Source organism: Endozoicomonas sp. ALD068, from assembly GCF_049310145.1.
Lineage (GTDB): Bacteria > Pseudomonadota > Gammaproteobacteria > Pseudomonadales > Endozoicomonadaceae > Endozoicomonas_A.
Window position 1 is genome coordinate 5,855,953 of the sequence record NZ_JBLYNU010000004.1, and the last position, 21,371, is coordinate 5,877,323.

The following is a 21,371-nucleotide window of genomic DNA, read 5'->3' on the forward strand; positions in this document are numbered from 1 at the left end:
GACTGCCAATTTGACAAAGCCGATGATTGGAATGCTCATCGGCTTTTTTTTGTGAAAAACATTTTGTTATGTCGTTTTCCATTGGCTGGTGGCGGAACAAAACCAGCTGATCAGGTACTTATATATCATTGCGCCAGAGCCAATCCAGTGGCACCGCCATGCAGTTTTTTGTCTTCAGTGGTAGTGCATTGTTACCGCAATATATCAACACGCCACCTTTAAAGTGGTTGTCGGCCTGGTCAGCAAGTCGCCTTAAGCCTTCTCCGTCTTTTTCCTGAATACTGATAGCTTTTTTAATTTCTACACCGTAGATATCACGATTATGTTCGATGACCAAGTCCACCTCCACCTGATCTTTATCCCGGTAATAACTGAGGTGGACAGGGTCATCCAGCCATTCGGTCAGAGCTCTTATCTGCTGTATTACAAAACTCTCCAGAATGGGACCGAAGGGGGTCGAATAGTGCTGCCATTCTTCAGCTTTCAGTCGATTCAGCCTGCTTGCCAACCCACTGTCTGCGATATGAATTTTAGGTGCTTTTATCAGGCGTTTGGCAGCATTATTATGCCATGCTGGCAAACGGTTGAAGAGAAACAGGTGTTCCAGAATACTGATGTATTTATCGGTGGTCTCGCGTCGTATTTTCAGGTCAGTGGCGATGCTACTGGTATTGAGCAGATTGCCAGTACGAAGAGATAGCAGCTCAGCCAGCTTAAGCATTTCATCTTCGTCACGGATGTTGGCAATATCCCGAATATCATTTTGAATAATGGTCTGAAGATACTGATTAAACCATTGTCGTGCACGATGGGGTGTGCGGGTGTTGGGCTCAGGAAAGCCGCCCCGACAAACCCGTTCAGCGATACCATGAATTTCTTTTTGCTCACCTTTGATAGAGGCAGACAGGGCTTGTGTGAAGAGTCGTTGTAAAAAGATGGGAGGAGTTGATTCTTTTTCCGCTTCTGTCAGTGGATGCAGATGCAAAATTTCAATACGCCCAGCAAGCGATTCTTTGACTCTGGGCAATAACATCAAGTTGGCTGAGCCTGTCAGCAGAAAGCGGCCAGGTTTGCGATTGCGATCAACTTCAGCCTTGATGGCAAAGAGCAGCTCTGGAACCCGTTGGACTTCATCCAATGTCACGTATTCAGGCAGGTTCTGTACAAATCCAGCTGGGTCGTCTTTGGCGGCTTGCAATACAGAAGCATCATCAAAGGTCAGGTAAACTCGCTCAGAGGAAAGCTTCCGACAAAGAGTTGATTTGCCCACCTGACGAGCCCCGAGCAGGCAGACTACAGGAGTATCCTGCAAGGCCTCTTCTATTTTTGGTTGTAAGTAGCGTGGGAAATTTGGCATCAGAAGGTGCTTCAAGTTTCGGCTAATTGTCTATTACTCTAGCGTCTATTTGACGGTTTATAAAGCGTCTAATTGCCTATTTAGCTTCCGGCCAAATGTCGGTTTATTTCTTTTTCTACTTTTTTATATAATAAAAACAAGTAGTTATCTCGGTCTTTTGGTAGCTTAAGTATATGGCTTTTTGCAGGCCGAAAATGGCGTGCTATTGCTTTAAATCTTGCCAGGCTTTCCCGATAAATACGGACCTTGGCGCAGGGTCGTTCTCAAGAAGACTTTTTCATAAAAGGCGTCATCCTGGCAAACAAAAGTCCAAGTTCAAACAACATCCACATAGGTCCAGCCAGCAGGCTCTGGGAGATAACGTCGGGTGGTGTCAGAAGCATACCGATCACAAAACAGCCCACCACGATATAAGGACGTTTCCTGGAGAGGGATTCAACGGTGCTCATGCCAGACCAGATCAGTAACAGCGTTGCGACAGGGATTTCGAAGGCCAGCCCGAAGGCAAAAAACAGTTTAAGAATAAAGTTCAGGTAGCTACTGATGTCGGTCATCATGGTGACCGTTTCAGGCCCGGTCGTGGTAAAGAAACCAAAGATCAGTGGGAACACCACAAAATAGGCAAAAGCGACACCGGTATAAAAGAGTATGACGCTGGTTATGAGTAATGGAATGGCCAGATGCTTTTCATTCTTGTACAGGCCGGGAGCAATAAATCCCCAGACCTGATGGAGAATAAAGGGAATGGCCATAAACAGGGAGAGCACAAGACTGAGTTTAAACGGAGCAAAGAAAGGGGAGGCTACATCGGTGGCTATCATACTGGTGCCTTCGGGCATTAGCAGGCGCAGAGGCTCGGAAACCAGCTCGTAAATGTCATTGGAAAAGTAAAACAGCCCGACAAAGAACAGCAGGGTAATCACCATACTTTTCAGCACACGAGTACGTAACTCAAGTAGATGCTGAATCAGGGGTTGTTCTGATTGAACCGTTGGGGTTTCAGTCTTCATAAATGTCTCGGCAGGCATCAAATAAAGGCAGCGCTCAGGCTGCCTTTATTTTGGAATCGGATGGTTTGGAGAGGTTTTCAGTAGCTACGGTTGCTTCCTGTTTTAGAGATCGAACCTGTTGATTCAGCTCCTCCAGCTGAAGATCCTGCTTGATCTCATCGACCTTTAGCTCTCTATTGACCGTTTCTTTTATAGTGCTGGCGCTGCTGCGCAGATAGTTGATCCACTGCAGACTGGTTTTTATCGCGTAAGGCAAGCGCTCAGGCCCCAGAATCACCAGGGCGAGCACTGAGATAACCAGCAGTTCGGCAAAGCCAATATCAAACACGCTGAAGTCCTCAGGCTTTGTTATGACTCAGTTCCCTGCTCTTTTCGGTGTCCTGGCTATTGCCCGCAGGGATTTCTGCTGAACTTGAGTCATCGCTGATGCTCTTCTTGAAGCCCTTGATCGCTCCACCCAGGTCACTGCCAAGACCCTTAAGTCGTTTGGTGCCAAACAGCATGACAAGGATCAAAAGTACGATTAACAGTTGCCAGATACTGATACCGCCTAGGCCCATAGTGATTCTTCCTTTATGATTCTTTGAAAGTGGTCACTATAGCGTTTCATTATGGAGAAATTATGACAAGCCCCTGACTGTTCTGGACACTTGGGATTGACTCTCAATCAAATCATATGCTTCAGCAGTTTAGTCACCCATCAAGTTGCTGTATTCTGTAAACTCCGATTTTGGTATTCATGAATCATGCTGGAAGCACTGCCCCAAGAAAGCGAACTGCCCATTGATGAAGCAACCGTAAGCCTGAAAACCCCTCCTCATTCCATTGAGGCGGAGCAGTCTGTGCTCGGTGGCCTGCTGCTGGATAATGAAGCCTGGGATAAAGTGGCCGACAAGATCACGGCTGACGACTTTTATCATCCCCGTCACAAAATTATTTTCTCGTCGATGGCTAAATCGGCGAATGAGACGCTTCCCTTTGACCCCCTGACACTGGCCGCCACCCTGGAGAATCAGGACGAACTGGAACAGGCCGGTGGTATGGTGTACATCACCGAGCTGGTGGCCAATGTTGCCGGTATTGCCAATATTGAGGCTTACGCCGGAATCATTCAGGAGCGTTCTGTTTTCAGAAAGGTGATCAATGCCAGTCAGAAGATGGCTGAAAGCGCCTACAATCCGGAAGGTCGGGACAGCCAGACAGTATTGGATGAAGCTGAACGACTGGTTTTCAACATCGCTGAAGAGCGCCCCAAAACCGGTGGCCCGGTGGGTGTTCGGGAAATCCTGGACAACACGGTTCAGAAAATTGATGAGCTTTTTAACGCTGGCGATGCCATTACCGGTATCACCACAGGCTTTAGTGATCTGGACAATATGACCTCGGGTATGCAGCCGTCGGATATGATTATTGTTGCTGCCAGGCCGTCGATGGGAAAAACGACGTTCGCGATGAACCTGGTCGAAAACGCCCTGCTAAATACCGAAAAAGTCGTCATGGTCTTCAGCCTCGAAATGCCCTCTGAGCAGCTGATGATGCGTATGTTGTCCTCTCTGGGCCGAATCAATCAGGGCAAAGTGCGTTCCGGTAAGCTGGAAGAAGACGACTGGCCGAAGCTGGTGTCAGCGGTGGAGAAAATCAAGGACAAAAAACTGTTTATTGATGACACCGCAGGCATCAGTCCTTCAGAAATGCGTTCCCGTATTCGTCGTGTAGTTCGTGAACATGGTGACATGGCCATGATTATGATCGACTATCTGCAGCTGATGCAGATTCCCGGTTTCAGCGAAGGTCGTACCAACGAAATTTCGGAAATTTCCCGATCCCTGAAAGCCATCGCCAAGGAGTTTAACGTACCGGTGATTGCGCTGTCTCAGCTTAACCGGTCTCTGGAGCAACGCCCCAACAAGCGTCCGGTCAACTCCGACCTCCGTGAATCCGGAGCGATTGAGCAGGATGCCGACGTCATCATGTTTATCTACCGTGACGAGGTCTATAACCCGGATACCGAGTTTAAGGGTATTGGTGAGATCATCATTGGTAAGCAGCGTAACGGCCCTATCGGTTCAGTAAGATTGGCCTTTATTGGTCAGTACACCCGGTTTGAGAATCTTGCCCCCGATGCTTATGTCAACTTTGATGATGAATAAGCAGGAAGTTATTAACGCTCTTGCGCACAGGGACTGGACCCGGTCTGTCGATATTGAAAAAGGCATCTGTGCTTTGTGCATATTCTGGCATCGCTTGAACACTCATTCTGCTAACTCTTGAACACCGATTCTGGCGGCGCTTGAACACCCATTCTGTTAACTCTTGAACACTTTTTGGCGATTTCCAGAATCGCTGTTCAACTGCCCAGAATCCGTGTTCAAGCCTCCAGAATCTGAAAACTCTTCTTTCGGTAGATTATCTCTTACGCATTGATTTCCATGAACTTTAGCCGCTGACCTTTCTAAACAGAAAGGACAGCAGCCATGCCAGATAACAGGATTTCCATGCGAAAACTTCAAGAAATACTCCGGATGCGCTTTGAGTACCGACTCAGTATCCGGCAAATAGCTCGCAGCACGCGGGTCAGTGTTGGCACTGTGTCCAACTACGTTCAGGCCTTTGAACGGTCGCCACTGAGCTGGCCTCTGCCCTCGGACTGCTCTGAGGCTACTTTGGTGCAGACACTGTTCCCTGAGACCCCACTGTCGAGCCGCCAGGGTCTGGTCGACCCGGACTGGGGCGTTATTCACCAGTCACTCAAGCGCAAGGAGGTGACCAAGCAAACACTCTGGGAGGAGTACTGCCAAGAGAGCACTCTCAATGCCTACAGCTATTCGCAGTTTTGTCACCGCTACAACCAGTGGCTGGGCTGCCAGAAACGTTCCATGCGACAGCATCACAAGGCGGGTGAAAAACTGTTTGTAGACTACGCCGGTCTTACGGTCCCTGTCGTTAATCCAAAGACCGGTGAGATCGCCCATAACGCCCAGATTTTCGTAGCGGTGATGGGAGCCTCTAACTACACCTACGCAGAAGCCACCCTGTCCCAGAAGTCCGAAGACTGGCTGGGGTCTCATGTTCGGGCCTTTGAGTTCTTTGGAGGTATTCCAGCTGTCGTGGTACCAGACAACCTCAGGAGCGGTGTCAGTAAGGCTTGCCGTTATGAACCGGACCTGAACCCGGCTTACCAACACCTGGCCAACCACTACCAGGTGGCGGTCATTCCAGCTCGGCCCTACAAGCCCAAGGACAAGGCGAAAGCCGAAGTGGGTGTGCAGTTGGTTGAACGCTGGATACTGGCCAGACTTCGTCATGAGACCTTCTTTACCCTGGCAGAACTGAACAGTCGTATACGGGAGCTATTGACTGAACTCAACCTTAAGCCCTTTCAAAAACTGCCAGGTACACGACGAAGTACCTTTGAGCAACTGGATGAACCCGCTTTGCGACCTTTGCCCAAACAGGCCTTTGAGTACGCTGAGTTCAGCAAAGCCAGGGTGAACATTGACTATCACATTCACTGTAAAGGCCATTACTACTCAGTGCCTCATCAGCTGGTCAAGAAAGAGGTGGAAGTTCAGGCAACAGAACATACGGTCACTGTCTTCTGCAAAGGTGAAGTTGTGGCCTGTCACCCCCGTAAGTTCACAACCGGTTTTACCACTCAATCAGGCCATATGCCTGAACGACATAGCAAGCACCAGGAGTGGACACCGGAACGACTGCTGGAGTGGGCAAAACAGCTGGGCCCCGATGTTCACTGGATAACTCAGTATCTGTTGAACAGTCGTGAGCATCCGGAGCAGGCTTATCGGTCTTGCCTGGGGTTATTGAACCTCAAACGGGATTACGGAGCTGACCGGTTAAACAATGCTTGCGCCCATGCCCGGAAAATCAAAGGTTACCGACTCAAGAATATCCGGGCGATCCTGCAATCAGGTAAAGACAAACAGGCTCTTCAACCTGAGGTGAAACAAACGACACTACCTCTTCATGACAGCCACGAAAATATTCGTGGTGCAGCCAGCTATCAGTAACCGGAGACGTATCATGATGAATCAAACTCTGACCCGTCTGCGGTCACTGCGCCTGACAGGCATGGCCGATGCCCTGGCTCAGCAACTGGAGCAGCCCGGCACCTACGACAGCCTGAGCTTTGTGGAGCGGCTGGCCCTCCTGACAGAACAGGAAGAGACCGAGCGCAATAACAAACGTCTTGCCCGGTTACTGAGGGCGGCCAGGTTTAAGCTGGCTGCACGGGTAGACGACATTGACTACGAACATCCCCGGGGGTTGAAGAAAGTCCAAATAGCCACACTGTCCAGCGAGGACTGGTTAAACAGGCACAGGAACCTGCTGATTACCGGACCTTGTGGCAGTGGTAAAAGTTACCTGGCTTGCGCACTGGGACACTGGGCCTGCATACAGGGTTACAGTGTCCGCTATTACCGACTCTCGCGCTTACTGGAAGAGCTGAGCCTTGCCCATGGTGATGGCAGCTACAGCAGGCAACTCAAGCAACTGGCGAAGGTGGATTTGTTGATACTGGATGACTGGGGGCTGGAACCTCTGACCCAGCAGCAACGCAACGATTTACTGGAAGTGATGGATGACCGTCACGAACAAAGTTCAACGTTGGTTACCAGCCAGCTACCGACCCGGCAATGGCATGGCAGCATCGGTGATGAGACTCTGGCAGATGCCATTCTGGATCGCCTGATGCACAACGCCCACAGGATTACGCTGAAAGGAGAATCCATGCGCAAGAAGCTGGGAAAACTGGAAACACTTGAACACTTGGACTAAAAATCAGACTGGGTGATGCGTAGGAGATCCAGGGTGTTCAAATGAACCAGAATGGGTGTTCAAGCTGACCAGAATATGCACTTTGGTAATTCATTTTGATTCCCTTCTGTTAATTGCCTACAGTGGTAGGGCAATGGAGGTATTTATGGAAAACTTGTATGACAAAGATTATCACCAATGGCTTACCCTACAGCGGGAGCTACTTGCTCAGCGACAGTTTGACCAGCTTGACATAGAGAATTTGATGGGGGAGCTGGAGTTGGGCATTAAGGACCATATTCGTGAGTTAAAAAATCGTTTAGCTACTTTGATAACTCATCTTCTGAAATGTGATTATCAAACAAGTGTATTAATAGGCACTGTAGCAACTGAAAGAGTACCAAGGGTATGGTTAATTACTATCAACAGATCAAGAAACAACATTAACAAACTTATTGCGGATAATCCTTGTCTAAAACCACAAATAGAAGATGTACTAAACAGTACATATCCTGACGGTAAAAAAGATGCGATTAAAGAAATGAATATTTATGTTAATAAAAATCAAAAGTTAAATGAAAATAGTTTCCCGGATCAGTGCCCGTGGTCTTACGAGCAAATAATGACTGAAGACTGGTATCCACTAAATGGCGTCAATATCGACGACTGAAGACTGGCTGCCGGAGGCTGACAATGACTGATTTATACAAAACCGACTACACCCAATGGTTGAGTCAATAGCGTGAACCTTCTACAAGAAAAAGTAGGAAAAAGTAAGAGGAAGGAAAATCTGCGACAAATTCTTGGGCATGCCGGCGAGGATATAAGGGGTTGGCTCACTGTGTATGCCACCCTTGCTGCAAGCGTGAGGCATTTATATACCACATAATGGGCAGCTTCGAGGATGTTCTGCTCTCGCTTTACTTAAACACAGTGTGCAAAACCAGTGGTACACACAAGCTGATGCTCCCGGGTATTGGACTTGGTTTAAACAAATTGCACAACTTTCAGCCAAAAGATAAAAGCTTGCGTAGTCAACAAAATATGAAAACACGTAAGTAACAATTCCATAGGCAAAAGAATGACCTAAAATGTACAATGTATTCAACCAGCTCTTTTCTCTCTCGTTATCAGCTTCCAGAAAATGTAAGTTCAAGATGTAATCTTGCAACGCTGATTTAATATCAGGCTCATTGCTATGGTAAAGTTCAAAGTACCCATGCTGTAAATTACAAATATTTAACAGCTGGGTTTTTGCTCGTTTGTTACCCATGTTGATAGTCATAAACTTACTGAGCCCTTCTCCCGTCACTACGTTTAGACTGTATTTTGATAAAATTTCAAGTTGCAATAATTTCTCGGGATTCTTTAGCTCAATGCAAACATTTGTTAAAACAAAGCTGTTAAAAACACTAACTGCTTTTTCTGATTTTTCCTCTTTTTCTAAATTTTTATCTTTATTTGAAATGCATGAAGTTTCAAACCACCAATCCCCTTTTTGACCATATGTTGAATCTAAATGCATGAGTTTATGCTCTGATGATATGTTTTTTAAATCTATGCTTAACTTTAATTTTTCGTCAATAGAAACAGGGTAAATAATTGAATTGTTCAATAACTGAATGCAGTCTGACTTATTTTCACTTTGCAATAATGTTTTATTCAGTAATTCAAATTCTAAAATGATGCCATAGGCATAATTACTTTTAATAATTTTTGGTTTCAGTGATCTGGAATTACGATCAAGATGTCTTGAAGCAAATATTCTATCAATCAGGTAGACTTTCGTAAGAATTGTTGAAATTACTGACAACGTCGTAAGGTGAAAAGGCCTGACATTTTGATCGAATCCCAGATTATAGTGCTTCTTAAGCTGTAAGTAATTAATGGTTGTTATAACTGGGAGCAATACACAATTAATTCTCACAATATTCTCTATGTGAATTTCTTCGAAATAAGCAAACAAAGTGCTTGAGTAAAAACATAGGCAAAAGATAAGTAAACGCATTTTTATTTACTAAATAAAAAGTGTTCAGAGTATATAGCAAAGCCTAAAAAAAAATCCAGCCGACTGCTTTGGCATTAGTCGGAAGAAGTGTGAAAGTTTTTTCTATTTTTCCAGTGGATGATTCACGAGCCAAAAGCCACGCTAGCCTTCACTGTGATCGGAGGTAGCGCTATTTTAGTAGCTCTATTCTCGTTCGAAATTCTATCAACATTGGCCCTGACGGCAGGGCTGCAGGATAACAATTACAGGAAAAGGGTTGGCATGTTGCGTTCGCCACCCTTGCTGCAAAGGTTACAGGTTCTAAAAAACAAGCTCGCTTCTGGGTGAAATTTTGTCTCGCATTTTTATAACTTGTTTTTGCTTAGACTCTTCATTAATGAAACTTCTGCTTAATAATTTTCGTGTTTCTAAAGGAAGCTGATCATGCCAGATATCAGGATCTTCAGATAAAGTTTTTGCATCAGACTCGTTGAAATCATCTGAGAGGCAAGCATTGTTAAACTTATAAGTTAACTCGTAATATTTATCGTTTGGAGCGCCACATTTCATTTTCAACTGTATTTTTGATAAAAATAGTGCAGCATTGATAAGGCGTGATGATGGAGGCTGATAAAAACGTGTTCCTTTTTTATGGACGCTATCAAAATCGATTAATTTTATTTTATTTTTCAGACAAATCATATTTTCAGGTTTGAAATCCATTTGCGTAACACTTATCGACTCAAGATGATTTAAAATCTCAAGAACTTGGAAAATAATTTCATGAAATTGTGAAACTGATAATTTTGAGAAGTTTTCATCTAAAAATTGATAGAGGTTGCTTTTCCCTAATTCCATCACAATATACATTTTATTATCTTCTTCCAGAACGCCAAAGTATTCAACAATATTAGGGTGGGGATTGGCTATTAAGGTTTTTATCGTCTTTTTCTCATCAATAGCATTCTCCGCTTTCCAACCTATCAAAGGAATAACTTTTATGGCTATATCACATTTACGTTCAGTTACGCACTTTGACCGATACACATCACCGCATGCGCCACCATCAATTTTATCTTTAAACTCGAACATATGAGCTTTTGGTATACATCCCTGTGCAAAGCCATGAAAACACTTATCTTCACTTTTACTTTGTACATCAATTTTTATCCTTTTAGAGGGTAAGCCTGAAATATCCATATTAACTCCCTGATTTAATTCATCCCTGTGGCACAGACTCTGAAACTGGCGTCATGTTGCAATCAATAACGAATGCTACTAAAACATGAAAAACCATTTGAACCCAATAAACATATTGGATTCAAATGGCTGCGTAATAACAGGCGATTTGATAGGATTTCCAATGTCAGAACTCATCTTTTTTGGATGGTTTTAATGCGCAAGCTACCTTTTCTGCTGCATTTTCTCCATTATCCCTGTTGTATAAACGTGTTTTCATAACATCAGAACTAATATCAATTTTCATTACACGCCCAGCGAGATAATCAAAATATAATTCATGAGAAGCTCGCTTGCTTAATAGCTCTTTGGCTTGATCTACAGTCATTGGAGCAGGATCATAGTGGAGCATTCCCAATCCTTGAGGTTTAGCTCTATTATAAAGAGCTGCCAGTAGTTCAGCTTTATCAAGAGTGCTTATATTCACTCTATTATGAGCAAAAACTATATCGCAAGTTTCAGATACAGCCTCCGCACTAATTGCCAGTGTTGCCATCAATATCATTAGCGTAAATTTATTTTTCATGGACTCTAGACCCTTTTGTGAAACCTTATAAAAATTAGACAACACCCAGCCCAGAAGGTTCCAAATAAAAATGACCATCATCAAAGCAACCAAAGAAACAAGTCCATAGATCATGGTTGGAAGCTGGTTAAAGTTTTTGTCACCAGATACGGCGGGTTTTCGATATAACAGGAGGTCTTTTGCTATTGCATGTTGGTTGTTTATGTCATTCTTGTTTAAAACCAGACAGAAACCATCAACATCATAGAATACACTCATCATAGGCGCAGGAGCCCTGTCAGCTATCTATAGTCTGCAACCGAAAGATGGCTAAATCGCCGGGGCTCTTGTCTTTTTTAAATCGAACTCAAGTTCAATGAGCGCATTGCTGGGAAAGGCCCGATAACATGAAGCAAGGTATTCGGTTAGTGTTAGTCCTGGTTACCATGATGCTTCCTTGTACAGGCTATTCCGGAGATGACAGATACGACGCTTACCTGCCTTTGGCAGAATTAGCGCTCATGCAAATGTTCAAAACCTTTATAGGGGGGGGCTCCTCCAGAAGCCTTTTCAATCTTGAAGAGGTTTCATTATGGTCATTTAACAGGGATCACCATTCATCTGACGGATTTCTGGGAATTGACGAGCAGACTGTTGATGGTGAGCTGAGAGTGACCGCCAGGTTCCAAATTACTGCAGTGAATACTCCCCCTGATATGAGACTTCGACCATCAAATTTCATTGAAATGGGGGCCAGGAGTAAGGCTTACTTTACGTCTGTTTTGCAATTGTTGACTGAATATTTTCGGACGCACTTCAACACTGATAAAGTTTATTATCTGGGCCGAGCCAATCTTGATCGTAATCAAGGATCAGCAGTAGTCGAAGGCCCTGATTATCATAATTATGATAGTGACTATGCTTTGGGTGGATTTAGTGACAGCAGTGATGATGAAGGAAAAGCTTCTGAAGAAGATACTGAAGCTGGAGCAAGCAAAAAAAAGTACAAATGTTATGACCATTCACATATTGATGTCTGTAGTTTATCTGAAACTCCTGAATATTGGGATGCTGAAATGATGATCAACATGAAAAAAGGCACTATCACTTACAAAGCCTTACTGCTTTATTCAGGTTTTCTCAGGCCTGCTTTTGGACCAGAACCAAGCAGCCCTAAACGAAATGATAGTGGTGAAGAATATCGTGAAATCGGAGATCTGATTGAACAGACACGTCAATGTATTGATCTATACAACGGCGGGCTCGATGAAGGGCTAAGCGAGTATCTGCCACATGAGCCAACCCCTCCGTCTTAGGATTGATGGCACCTTTTTTGATTCATGACTCTCAATAACCAGATGCTTTCGCCCGTTGCTGCCCGCAGCGGTCCGGCCTAACCAGGCGTTTTCGTCCCGCCAGAGCGTAAGCTTCAGACAACCACGAGATGTTGCTATCACAAGTTGGAAAAGGTGCTGCAAATTGGGTTTTGCGGGTGTGCTGACCTCGATGATATAGATGAAATTATCAAAGGCCATCCTCTGTATCACGAGCTTCATGGGAAACCTGCCCTCTGCCCGATAGAAGCAGCTTCAGGATCGCCTCTTTATAAACGACTAGCTTCCGTTACTAATCGCGCCAAAGCGATGGCGCAATTATGGCGCAATTATGGCGCAATTATGGCGCAATTATGGCGCAATTAGATATAATACGCCATAATCGCGCCAAAGAGCTTCAAAGTTGCATCACATTCATGAATACTCTCGATGATTTATACCAGGCTATCATGCAAGCCAACAAGCCAGTCTCTATCTCTGAACTGCTTGCTGCTCACCCAAATCTTACCCGCCGAACAACCCAGCGCTGGTTAAACAGTTTACTGGCCGAAAGCAAGATTACTGCTCTTGGTGAGGGACGGGGCAGGCAATATCAGGTATTTAGTCTATCTCAGGCAAATCAGGATAATGATCAATCTGACGAATTTCCTGCATTTATTCCACTGTCGCCAGACAGTAAGGATATTCTGTCTTATATAGAGCAACCTGTCGAAGCCCGACAACCCATTGGATACCAGCGAGAATTTCTGGACATATACCAGCCCAACAACACCTACTACTTATCAGCTCCCATACGCCATCAGCTCTGGCGCATGGGCGACACTAAGCAAACATCACAACCCGCTGGCACATACGGTCGTGCAATTCTGAACCGTTTCCTGATTGACTTATCCTGGGCATCCAGTCATCTGGAGGGTAATACCTACAGCCGTCTTGATACTGTTCGGCTTATAGAAGACGGTCATGCAGCTCAGGGAAAGGCAGCTATCGAGACACAGATGATTCTGAATCATAAAACAGCCATAGAGTTGCTGGTTGATAATGCAGAAACCGCATCATACAACCGCTTTACGCTACTAAACCTTCACAGTTTACTGTCCGAAAACCTGTTGCCTAACCCTGCTGATGAAGGACGAATTCGACAGCATCAGGTAGAAATAGGTAAAAGTGTTTTCAGGCCACTGGCTGGCGAAGTCATTATCAGTGAACTGCTTGATATTCTGTTGCAAAAAGCCAGTCAGATTGAAGATCCGTTTGAGCAGTCTTTTTTCATGATGGTCCACCTGCCCTATCTGCAACCTTTTGCTGACGTGAACAAACGGACATCACGTCTGGCAGTTAACCTGCCATTAATCCGGGCCAATCTCTGCCCTCTTACTTTTCTGGATGTACCGGAACAGGCCTATAGCTGTGCGACTCTAGGCGTCTATGAAATGACCCGGATTGAATTGTTACGTGATCTCTATCTATGGGCTTATGAACGCTCAACGCAGGAATATCTGGCGATCAAACAACAACTGGCTGAGCCTGATCCCCTGCGACTTAAACATCGGGACTTGGTTAAAAAAACGGTTAAAGAAATAGTTCTCACTCCGGATTCCGATCCTGTAGATCTGATTAAAGCCCTGTTACCAGAAGAGATTGAAGAAGCCTCACGCTCAGATTTGTCATCGCTGATTATTGAAGAACTACGTCGTTTACACGAAGGTGTATTAGCCCGTTACGGTTTAAGACCATCCCAGTTTAAACACTGGCAGGAAGTACAAAAAGAAAGTTAAACTGATCAGCTGGCAAGGGCTGACCGATCAGATTGGATGCTGGTTTCAACTGAATAAACCTTTATTAGCCCGCCAGGTTTCACGTAACTGTTTACCTATCAGCTTTTGAGTATCAGCCTTGATGTCGAACAATCCGGCCTGATCGCTCCAGCTTTGCACAGACTCAACCACTTGCTCGATCACTCGTCTGGCTTGATTCCAGTTTGCAAAATTTGCCTGGCTGGCGAGTTTCTGTATGACCTCTAGTGGCGGCTGGGAACCGTATCCCATATAGGCTGTCATGTGGTTGTTGTAGGGTGTTGGGCTGAAAGTTACGTCATAAAAAGGTGCCAGTGACCAACGACCATGGTCATCCATTAAAAAAGACCAGTTTTTCGTATGGTCATCCTGATTCATAGCAAACAAGTTGAACATGGCCCTGGCAAATTGCTCCTGTGCCACTGCCGGATTCTGGCACAATATCTGGCTCACTTTCAGCAAATCCTCATAGTCGATTGAGGGTTGCCGAAAATCGGCATCCATAAGACCACACAGTGTTTGCATATGAAAATGCCCTTGCTGAGACGGGTGGTCTGAACAATCAAATCGCTTCAATGCCAGCCAGGCTTTTGCACCAGAGTTTCCAGTATCATGAATAAGGTGCCATTGCGGTGTCGTCAATCCAGCTCGTTTTGCCAGAGTTAACCAGAGTGCTTCACACAGGCTTTCTTCATGCCCGAGGGGAAGACTCTTGGCAGTAAATTTTACCAACCAGGGGGTTAGGTGACTTTGTGGCTTAATGCTGACATAGCGGGCATTATCGGAATCAAGCCATACCGATACCTTGGGTCTGGCCCCCCCCGAACCACCAGCCTGAGCCAGGACAGGTAATATATCTTCAGTCTCACCTTCAAAAACCTGTTGAGCCTCCTGTCCCAACAGCGCAATGTCTGATAAGGAGTGATCATTCTCAGTGGCATGATCCATAGCCGGTGTATAACTCAGGCTACCCATCCCTCTCTCACCGATGAATGCCAAACGATCCATCGGGGTTACCTGATGTGGAAGTATGCCCTGTTGTCGGAAGGCTCTATCCATCAACAGCAAGCCCCAGCCATCAGGCAGAGAATCGGCAAAAACTCCCTGTAACCCTTGGTGTGGCTGCCTGGGCCCGCGACTCAAGGTAGCTTCAAAGGGCAAGGTGAAAGGAGACAAACTATGAAAACGACTGAGATAGCTCTCATCATATTGAAAGAAAATACCCTGTTGATTCTGAGCCAACTCACCGACTTTATGCTTTGTCCCGTCACTGAACCTGCGATGTACACTGAGTTTTCGAACCCTCATGTTTTTAATACCTCGCTGATACTGGCAGGCATAGACTCGGCTTTTTCTGTCAATGCAACCAGGGCTTCCAGCTGATCAACCGCCTGCCAGAGCAAAATGAACTGCCGCAACGATATTTGCCCGGTTGATTCAAATTTTTTGATCGTTGATGCTGGCACAGAACTCCGCTCTGCCAGACTCTGTCGGGACCATTTTTTTGCCTTTCTTCTGTCCATAACCGCAGTGGCCAGCTGCTGCTGAACATCAGTGGGTGTTAATAATGACAATAAGCTCATAGTGAGTCACATCCATGAAATATGGATACTATTATAGCTTTTTTTAGGTAAAATACGAGATTTTGGATATTACTGTATCCAATCAAATTGAAAGAAAACTATCATCAGAATGAGCAACCCATCTACGAACTGAGTTCTTTCCGTTACCTGAGTGAGCAATACCCCGTTAAAAACGCTACAGTAACCCAGTTACGCAAATAATGAGATGACAAACTAATGGCAACAAACTACGGCCAAACCTGGTGGGGCGAACAATGGCTGGTAGCTTTTAACGGCATTGATTACAGCAACCGTCTGCCCCGTGGGCGCCGCTATGCCGGTAATGGCTCGGTATCCAACATTGAGCTTAAAGGCACCTCAACTCATGCAGATGTTCGGGGAAGACGACCAAGGCCCTACAAGGTCAAGGTTCATCTACCGGGTTTTACCACCAACCAGCAACAAAGCATTTTAATGGCCGTCAGCCAGAGCCCGGCCCTGCTCGCTAAATTACTGAACCGGCAACTCCCCGCTCAGATGCTGACGTTGATGGAAAAACAGAACATCCCCCTGTTTCCCAAACACTGGGATGATATGAAAGCCAGCTGTTCCTGTCCTGACTGGGCAATGCCATGCAAACATATTGCCGCCGTCATCTATCTGATCGCCAATGAGATTGATAAAGACCCGTTTATGGTGTTCAAGCTTCACGGTATGGATTTACCCAAAGCTATTGAAAAACAAACCGGCATGTCCCTGGCGAAGGCCGACACACCGCCACAGGTGATGTCTTTCTGGCAGCACGAGCCTGTGTCTGAAGACTGGCAGTTGCCAAAAACCCCAACCTTTGAGTTGCTGGATCTGGCCACCATTGAGCCATTGGGTGAGAGGATTCAGGGCATTCTCACACCAAAACCCTTGTTTTATGGCAAAGAATTTAAAACCGTATTGACTGACTTTTACAAACGCAGTGCCCGTTATGTCAGCCAATACGAAAAACAACAGGCGACGGAAAATACGCTGGATATTGCTGACTTCAGCCTGACCCAGCTGGTGATCGACAAGAATGGCTGTTTCCACTCAGCCCGAAGCAAAGATAATGGACAGTCTGTATCGGAACCGAACGAATGGATCAGTCTGCTGGCATCGTTACGCAATATTCACAGCCCTGAACGTAGCCGATATTTTCACAAAGCCCTGCTCTGGCAATGGCTTTATCGTCTGAGTGTCAAGCTGGTGCAGCAACATGCTTCTATTCCGGCCGTCTTTATGCAACAGGATGACCTGACGCTGATACAGTGGCAACCAGCACTGCTCAGTGAACCGGTGAAAAACCAGCTACAGATATTCTACGACGTGTGTCCACCGGATTTCGTGGTATTAGAAACAACGCAGAAAAACCGCAAAAAACCTCAGCTGCATTATGCAGACAGCCAAACCCAGATCCATCTGGCCATCAACGCCGTCATCAGCTTCTTTATGGAACAGGCCATGGAAGCAGCGCCCGATAAATACTGGGAAGAAGATATCTGTCGTCTGTTTTTTGCCGGATCACCCTGCCTGTTTAACCAGTTTGAAACGCTGGCTTACCCCAAGGTCATTCGCAACTGGCTAAACCGGCTATCACTGGGAGAGCGGGCGCACCGTCTGCACCTGCTGGTGGAAGAAGTGGATAGCCCGGAAGCAGATGACCAGATAGCTGACCAGCTATCGGTAGATATCAGGGTTGAACAGAAGCAGACCATGTTGATGCTGCCCGAACTGTTTAAGGAGGGTTCATTATCTGAAACCAAAGTAAGCGTGCTGACCGACCTGGCATTACTGGCAGATTATATGCCTGCTATAGAACAGCTTTACCAGACCCAAAAAAAACACCGCCCGCTGCATTACACACTTCAGGCCTTCACACCCATATTCAGGGAAACCCTCCCTGCCCTGCAAATGCTGGGTATTCAGCTGGTACTGCCCAAACGACTGCAAAAGCTGGTGTACCCTCAGCTCAGTTTGTCATTGTCAAAAAGTGACAGTGATAATGCCGTCAGTTATATGAACCTTGACCAGCTTTTGCAGTTTAACTGGCAAGTGGCTTTGGGCGACCAGCGCATTGAGGTCAACGAGTTTAACCAGTTGCTTCAGGGCGCCGACGGTCTGGTTAAAATGCTGGATCAATACGTCATGCTGGATGACAGCAAATTGCAGCAACTGCTTAAAAAACTCGATAATTTACCGGAAACCCTGTCACGCACCGATCTGTTAAAAGCCGGACTGTCTGGTGAACTGGATGGCGCCAAAGTGGATTTAGGCGACAGTGCCAGACAACTGTTTGAAGAGCTGCTCAAAGGCGAACCCGCACCTCTGCCTGCAAGCCTGAATGCTGAACTACGCCCCTATCAGCAGCGTGGCTACGAATGGATGGCGCAAAATGCCCGCATTGGTTTTGGTTCACTATTGGCCGATGACATGGGTCTGGGTAAAACCCTGCAAGTCATTGCCCTGCTGTTACACCAGCAAGAAAACGGCCAGCTTGATCAACAAAAAGCCCTGGTGGTGGCCCCTACTTCCCTGCTGACCAACTGGCGCAAAGAGATTGAACGCTTTGCCCCGGATTTAAGCGTGCAGGTCTATCACGGCAGCAAACGACAGTTAAAAATCAGTGACCATGACGTAATTCTCACCAGCTACGGCCTTATCCGCACCGACAGTGCGGCACTGGCCAAACCACGCTGGCGCACATTGGTCATTGATGAAGCCCAGAACATTAAAAACCCTGGCACCCAGCAGACCAAAGCCATCAAAAAGCTGAAATCCGATATCCGTATTGGCATGAGCGGCACACCGGTTGAAAACCGCCTGCGGGAATACTGGAGCGTGTTCGATTTCACCAATAAAGGTTATCTTGGCACCCAGAAGAAGTTTCAGGAAGAACTGGCCACCCCCATTGAGAAAGACCGTGACCAGAACTGCCTGGACCGCTTTCGCAAACTCACCAGCCCATTTATTCTCAGACGACTGAAGACGGATAAAACCATCATCAGCGACCTGCCAGATAAAGTAGAAAGCAACCGCTTCTGCAACCTCAGCAAACAGCAGGCATCCCTTTACCAGAGTACGGTTAACAGCATTATGAAAGACCTGCACTCCAGTGAAGAAGGGATTGAACGCAAAGGCATTATTTTCAAACTGCTCAACGCGTTAAAGCAGATATGTAATGCACCGGCGCAATTCCTGAACCACGACCAGGCCAGTGTCGAAGAGTCCGGAAAACTGGCGCTGTTTATGGAGCTGATGCGTGAGGCTATGGATGCTGATGAGAAAGTGCTTATTTTTACTCAGTACACGACCATGGGGGAGTTACTGGTGAATACGCTGCAACAGCAAATGACCCTGGATGTCCCTTTCCTGCACGGTGGCCTGTCTCGGAAGAAACGGGACGAAATCGTCGAAGACTTTCAAAACAATGGACACACCCGTGCCATGATCCTGTCCCTGAAAGCCGGAGGTACCGGTTTAAATCTCACTGCGGCCAGCCAGGTTATTCACTACGATCTCTGGTGGAACCCGGCGGTAGAAGCCCAGGCCACCGACCGGGCTTACCGTATTGGCCAGAAACGCAATGTCCAGGTGCATCGCCTGATTACCGAAAACACCTTTGAGGAAAAAATCGATGCCATGATTCAGGGCAAGAAAGAACTGGCCAACCTGACAGTTGCCAGTGGCGAGCAGTGGATTACCGAGTTGTCGGACCAGGAAATCAAGGAGCTGGTGTCATTGGGGTGACTAGTGCAACCAAGCTCTGATATGTACCCCCTCTCGCTCCCATGCAGAGAGGGTGCCGCAAAACTCCAACCACTCGTTCCCACGCTGTGAGGGTGTCGCAAAACTTCAACAGCTCGTTCTCACGCTCTGAAGTCGTCATTCCCGCGAAGGCGGGAATCCATCGCCAACGGTGGATCTCTGCCTTCTCGGGGATGACAAGGCCAGGGGGACACCGGGCAGTATGGTTCTGGTGGAGAGTCAGTGTGGATTCCCGCCTTCGCGGGAATGACGAGAATGAAGCCGGCAATGACGGGAGTCAGCGCGTTCCCACGCCGGAGAGAGTTTTGCGACACCCTCGCTGTGCGTGGGAATGCATATCTCCTCCCCTGAACAGCGGACTCTGAGGCGCGAGATAGGTATGGGTTCCCACGCTGGGACCCACAGGGCCTAAAAGCATGGGAACCAGAGTTTTGTGAAAGCCTCTCTGCGTGGGAACGAGTGGGCTGTATGGATATCAGGGCTTGGCTGCACCAGGAGCCTGCCTGCTCTCGATAAGCAGGGGCGCTACGTATTCCGATTGACCGGTTAACAGTAATGACTACCGGTCGCAAAGGGGAGTACAAAACCCCTTTTGGAACAATCGAGTTCACTCATACCAAACGACCAGCATCCAAGATTATTGACTGCATTGATTCTAATGGACGCCCCTTGCGTATGGCGTCAAAAGAGGCTGACTGGCGAGATTTAAAACGTGTTGGCAGAAACACACACCTTGTTGACAAGCAGGCGGTTTATGAAGATTAACCCAGCAGATTTCTATCATTACTGCACCTGAGCAAAGAGATATACCCAAACAGCGAATCAGGATTGAAGTCGCCGTAAGTACTCAAAAACCGGTACATGAGGCAAAGTTCCAATTTGTCGTCTAGCCTCAAGCCTGTGATTTCATTACCCTCCACGGATCAGTCCCCGAACCTGCTAAAGTTCATCGCCCAGCAGCAGGAGCAGATTACTCATCGACTGGTGGATGTCATTGAGTATGCTGACCTGTAACCACTTTCGGGGAATGATTTTGTGGAAAGTAGACAACGAAGATTCCCCCCTGAAAGCCGTTGATCCATTGCCACTGGCAGGTGAGTGCCAGAAATCCGAGAGTTCAACCGTCGGCCCGGCAACGACCAGTGCACCGACACTTTGCCAGATCGTGAATAGCTGGCTCCTGTCAATGATTCCAAAGACACTGCTTTGACTGGACTGACCAACGTCGATGGTCAGTTCAACTTTGACTCAGCTGTTTGCATGACAGACCCTTAGTCCTCTGCTTCTATTAGCAATGCGACTACCAATGCGACTTTCAATATCAACCCGGTTTCTACTTGATCGGCGGATACAATCCCAGTGACCAATGCTTTGGGGGTCATAGCCTCTCTGGCCATATTGTTGAATCTATAGCCTGAGTGATTCACCCCCTCGTTTAAAAGAAGCTGTTACAACGCCCTTGCCCTGTATATGAACGGCTCAGGAGTCATGGCTAATACCCTGAATAGCAGCACTAAAGAGAGGATTGACAAAAAGATCCATCTGTTTTCTGGCAATACCTTAATCCTGTTAATGGATAACTATAAACACAGCGACTAGTGCAGCTAAGCTCTGATATCCATACACCCCTCGTTCCCACGCAACAAAGGGTGTCGCAAAACCCTGGTTCACCTCCCGTCATTTCCGGCCTCACTCCCGTCATTTCCGGCCTCACTCCCGTCATTTCCGGCCTCACTCCCGTCATTCCCGCGAAGGCGGGAATCCAGCGCCAACGGTGAATCTCTGCTTTCTCGGGGATGACAAGGCCAGGGGGACACCGGGCAGTATGGTTCTGGTGGAGAGTCAGTGTGGATTCCCGCCTTCGCGGGAATGACGAGAATGAAGCCGGGAATGACGAGAATGAAGCCGGGAATGACGAGAATGAAGCCGGGAATGACGAGAATGAAGCCGGGAATGACGAGAATGAAGCCGGGAATGACGGAAGAGAACACGTCAAACGGCGTAAAATCA

General features: G+C 46.7%; 22 protein-coding genes. 11 read left to right on the forward strand and 11 right to left on the reverse strand.

Going from position 1 to position 21,371, the window contains the following annotated elements; all coding sequences use genetic code 11:
- Positions 1 to 118: 118 nt before the first annotated feature.
- From ACO6V5_RS21790 to tatA, 4 genes are all read right to left on the reverse strand, one after another.
- A complete protein-coding gene (locus tag ACO6V5_RS21790; RefSeq protein WP_422412923.1) occupies positions 119 to 1,357 on the reverse strand; it encodes an ATP-binding protein in 1,239 nt (412 codons plus the stop codon).
- 263 nt (positions 1,358 to 1,620) lie between these two features.
- The gene (gene tatC, locus ACO6V5_RS21795; RefSeq protein WP_422135679.1) at positions 1,621 to 2,367 is read right to left on the reverse strand and encodes a twin-arginine translocase subunit TatC; all 747 of its coding nucleotides are present in this window, start codon (positions 2,365 to 2,367) and stop codon (positions 1,621 to 1,623) included.
- Positions 2,368 to 2,401: 34 nt separating this feature from the next.
- On the reverse strand, positions 2,402 to 2,695 hold the full coding sequence (tatB, locus tag ACO6V5_RS21800) for a Sec-independent protein translocase protein TatB (RefSeq protein ID WP_422412925.1): 294 nt from the start codon (positions 2,693 to 2,695) through the stop codon (positions 2,402 to 2,404).
- A gap of 10 nt (positions 2,696 to 2,705) precedes the next feature.
- Positions 2,706 to 2,927, reverse strand: a complete 222-nt coding sequence (gene tatA, locus ACO6V5_RS21805; protein WP_422135677.1) for a twin-arginine translocase TatA/TatE family subunit — start codon at positions 2,925 to 2,927, stop codon at positions 2,706 to 2,708.
- 186 nt (positions 2,928 to 3,113) lie between these two features.
- On the opposite strand from tatA, the gene dnaB reads away from it, so the two are divergent.
- The 4 genes from dnaB to ACO6V5_RS21825 all read left to right on the forward strand — a co-directional run bounded on the left by dnaB (position 3,114) and on the right by ACO6V5_RS21825 (position 7,813).
- A complete protein-coding gene (gene dnaB / locus ACO6V5_RS21810) occupies positions 3,114 to 4,517 on the forward strand; it encodes a replicative DNA helicase (RefSeq protein WP_317144729.1) in 1,404 nt (467 codons plus the stop codon).
- 324 nt (positions 4,518 to 4,841) lie between these two features.
- Positions 4,842 to 6,395 (forward strand): IS21 family transposase, encoded by a 1,554-nt coding sequence (gene istA, locus ACO6V5_RS21815; RefSeq protein WP_422441836.1) that lies wholly within the window; start codon positions 4,842 to 4,844, stop codon positions 6,393 to 6,395.
- 10 nt (positions 6,396 to 6,405) lie between these two features.
- Complete coding sequence (gene istB / locus ACO6V5_RS21820) at positions 6,406 to 7,164, forward strand: IS21-like element helper ATPase IstB (RefSeq protein WP_422414320.1); 759 nt, start codon at positions 6,406 to 6,408, stop codon at positions 7,162 to 7,164.
- A gap of 145 nt (positions 7,165 to 7,309) precedes the next feature.
- Positions 7,310 to 7,813 (forward strand): DUF29 domain-containing protein, encoded by a 504-nt coding sequence (locus ACO6V5_RS21825; protein WP_422413221.1) that lies wholly within the window; start codon positions 7,310 to 7,312, stop codon positions 7,811 to 7,813.
- A 204-nt stretch (positions 7,814 to 8,017) separates the two neighbouring features.
- Here the strand turns inward: ACO6V5_RS21825 and ACO6V5_RS21830 are convergent, their stop codons facing one another.
- The 3 genes from ACO6V5_RS21830 to ACO6V5_RS21840 form a co-directional block, all read right to left on the reverse strand.
- Positions 8,018 to 9,070 (reverse strand): hypothetical protein, encoded by a 1,053-nt coding sequence (locus ACO6V5_RS21830; protein ID WP_422135674.1) that lies wholly within the window; start codon positions 9,068 to 9,070, stop codon positions 8,018 to 8,020.
- Between the two features lie 381 nt (positions 9,071 to 9,451).
- Complete coding sequence (locus ACO6V5_RS21835; RefSeq protein ID WP_422135673.1) at positions 9,452 to 10,330, reverse strand: protein kinase family protein; 879 nt, start codon at positions 10,328 to 10,330, stop codon at positions 9,452 to 9,454.
- A 166-nt stretch (positions 10,331 to 10,496) separates the two neighbouring features.
- Positions 10,497 to 11,156, reverse strand: a complete 660-nt coding sequence (locus ACO6V5_RS21840) for a hypothetical protein (RefSeq protein ID WP_422135672.1) — start codon at positions 11,154 to 11,156, stop codon at positions 10,497 to 10,499.
- A 125-nt stretch (positions 11,157 to 11,281) separates the two neighbouring features.
- On the opposite strand from ACO6V5_RS21840, the gene ACO6V5_RS21845 reads away from it, so the two are divergent.
- From ACO6V5_RS21845 to ACO6V5_RS21855, 3 genes are all read left to right on the forward strand, one after another.
- Positions 11,282 to 12,190: a hypothetical protein gene (locus ACO6V5_RS21845; protein ID WP_422135671.1), complete on the forward strand. Its 909-nt coding sequence runs from the start codon at positions 11,282 to 11,284 to the stop codon at positions 12,188 to 12,190.
- A 144-nt stretch (positions 12,191 to 12,334) separates the two neighbouring features.
- Complete coding sequence (locus ACO6V5_RS21850) at positions 12,335 to 12,574, forward strand: hypothetical protein (protein WP_422413217.1); 240 nt, start codon at positions 12,335 to 12,337, stop codon at positions 12,572 to 12,574.
- On the forward strand, positions 12,562 to 13,986 hold the full coding sequence (locus ACO6V5_RS21855; protein ID WP_422135670.1) for a Fic family protein: 1,425 nt from the start codon (positions 12,562 to 12,564) through the stop codon (positions 13,984 to 13,986). Before ACO6V5_RS21850 ends, ACO6V5_RS21855 begins: the two co-directional genes overlap by 13 nt.
- A gap of 45 nt (positions 13,987 to 14,031) precedes the next feature.
- On the opposite strand, the gene ACO6V5_RS21860 is transcribed toward ACO6V5_RS21855, so the two are convergent.
- Together ACO6V5_RS21860 and ACO6V5_RS21865 are read right to left on the reverse strand one after the other, a co-directional pair.
- Positions 14,032 to 15,312, reverse strand: a complete 1,281-nt coding sequence (locus ACO6V5_RS21860) for a type II toxin-antitoxin system HipA family toxin (protein ID WP_422135669.1) — start codon at positions 15,310 to 15,312, stop codon at positions 14,032 to 14,034.
- On the reverse strand, positions 15,309 to 15,587 hold the full coding sequence (locus ACO6V5_RS21865; RefSeq protein ID WP_422135668.1) for a transcriptional regulator: 279 nt from the start codon (positions 15,585 to 15,587) through the stop codon (positions 15,309 to 15,311). Before ACO6V5_RS21865 ends, ACO6V5_RS21860 begins: the two co-directional genes overlap by 4 nt.
- A 216-nt stretch (positions 15,588 to 15,803) precedes the next feature.
- Here ACO6V5_RS21865 and ACO6V5_RS21870 point away from each other — a divergent pair, with 216 nt between their 5' ends.
- Positions 15,804 to 19,343 carry an SNF2-related protein gene (locus ACO6V5_RS21870; protein ID WP_422413214.1) on the forward strand — a complete coding sequence of 1,180 codons (3,540 nt, stop codon included), beginning with the start codon at positions 15,804 to 15,806 and terminating at the stop codon, positions 19,341 to 19,343.
- A 119-nt stretch (positions 19,344 to 19,462) separates the two neighbouring features.
- Here the strand turns inward: ACO6V5_RS21870 and ACO6V5_RS21875 are convergent, their stop codons facing one another.
- Complete coding sequence (locus ACO6V5_RS21875; protein WP_422135666.1) at positions 19,463 to 19,675, reverse strand: hypothetical protein; 213 nt, start codon at positions 19,673 to 19,675, stop codon at positions 19,463 to 19,465.
- 241 nt (positions 19,676 to 19,916) lie between these two features.
- Between ACO6V5_RS21875 and ACO6V5_RS21880 the strand changes: the two genes are divergently transcribed.
- From ACO6V5_RS21880 to ACO6V5_RS21890, 3 genes are all read left to right on the forward strand, one after another.
- Positions 19,917 to 20,126, forward strand: coding sequence for a hypothetical protein (locus tag ACO6V5_RS21880; RefSeq protein ID WP_422135665.1), 210 nt, complete (start codon positions 19,917 to 19,919; stop codon positions 20,124 to 20,126).
- 114 nt (positions 20,127 to 20,240) lie between these two features.
- Complete coding sequence (locus ACO6V5_RS21885; RefSeq protein ID WP_422135664.1) at positions 20,241 to 20,375, forward strand: hypothetical protein; 135 nt, start codon at positions 20,241 to 20,243, stop codon at positions 20,373 to 20,375.
- A complete protein-coding gene (locus ACO6V5_RS21890) occupies positions 20,356 to 20,571 on the forward strand; it encodes a hypothetical protein (RefSeq protein WP_422413210.1) in 216 nt (71 codons plus the stop codon). Before ACO6V5_RS21885 ends, ACO6V5_RS21890 begins: the two co-directional genes overlap by 20 nt.
- Positions 20,572 to 21,028: 457 nt before the next feature.
- Here the strand turns inward: ACO6V5_RS21890 and ACO6V5_RS21895 are convergent, their stop codons facing one another.
- Positions 21,029 to 21,352, reverse strand: coding sequence for a hypothetical protein (locus ACO6V5_RS21895; RefSeq protein WP_422442581.1), 324 nt, complete (start codon positions 21,350 to 21,352; stop codon positions 21,029 to 21,031).
- Positions 21,353 to 21,371: the final 19 nt, after the last annotated feature.

Coding starts and splice junctions, on each gene's coding strand:
- ACO6V5_RS21845 (WP_422135671.1), top strand. CDS start 11,282: ATGAAGCAAGGTATTCGGTTAGTGTTAGTCCTGGTTACCATGATGCTT.
- ACO6V5_RS21865 (WP_422135668.1), bottom strand. CDS start 15,587: ATGAGCTTATTGTCATTATTAACACCCACTGATGTTCAGCAGCAGCTG.
- ACO6V5_RS21825 (WP_422413221.1), top strand. CDS start 7,310: ATGGAAAACTTGTATGACAAAGATTATCACCAATGGCTTACCCTACAG.
- ACO6V5_RS21790 (WP_422412923.1), bottom strand. CDS start 1,357: ATGCCAAATTTCCCACGCTACTTACAACCAAAAATAGAAGAGGCCTTG.
- ACO6V5_RS21840 (WP_422135672.1), bottom strand. CDS start 11,156: ATGATGAGTGTATTCTATGATGTTGATGGTTTCTGTCTGGTTTTAAAC.
- ACO6V5_RS21860 (WP_422135669.1), bottom strand. CDS start 15,312: ATGAGGGTTCGAAAACTCAGTGTACATCGCAGGTTCAGTGACGGGACA.
- tatC (WP_422135679.1), bottom strand. CDS start 2,367: ATGAAGACTGAAACCCCAACGGTTCAATCAGAACAACCCCTGATTCAG.
- ACO6V5_RS21855 (WP_422135670.1), top strand. CDS start 12,562: ATGGCGCAATTAGATATAATACGCCATAATCGCGCCAAAGAGCTTCAA.
- ACO6V5_RS21870 (WP_422413214.1), top strand. CDS start 15,804: ATGGCAACAAACTACGGCCAAACCTGGTGGGGCGAACAATGGCTGGTA.
- tatA (WP_422135677.1), bottom strand. CDS start 2,927: ATGGGCCTAGGCGGTATCAGTATCTGGCAACTGTTAATCGTACTTTTG.
- ACO6V5_RS21880 (WP_422135665.1), top strand. CDS start 19,917: ATGACTACCGGTCGCAAAGGGGAGTACAAAACCCCTTTTGGAACAATC.
- istA (WP_422441836.1), top strand. CDS start 4,842: ATGCCAGATAACAGGATTTCCATGCGAAAACTTCAAGAAATACTCCGG.
- ACO6V5_RS21835 (WP_422135673.1), bottom strand. CDS start 10,330: ATGGATATTTCAGGCTTACCCTCTAAAAGGATAAAAATTGATGTACAA.
- dnaB (WP_317144729.1), top strand. CDS start 3,114: ATGCTGGAAGCACTGCCCCAAGAAAGCGAACTGCCCATTGATGAAGCA.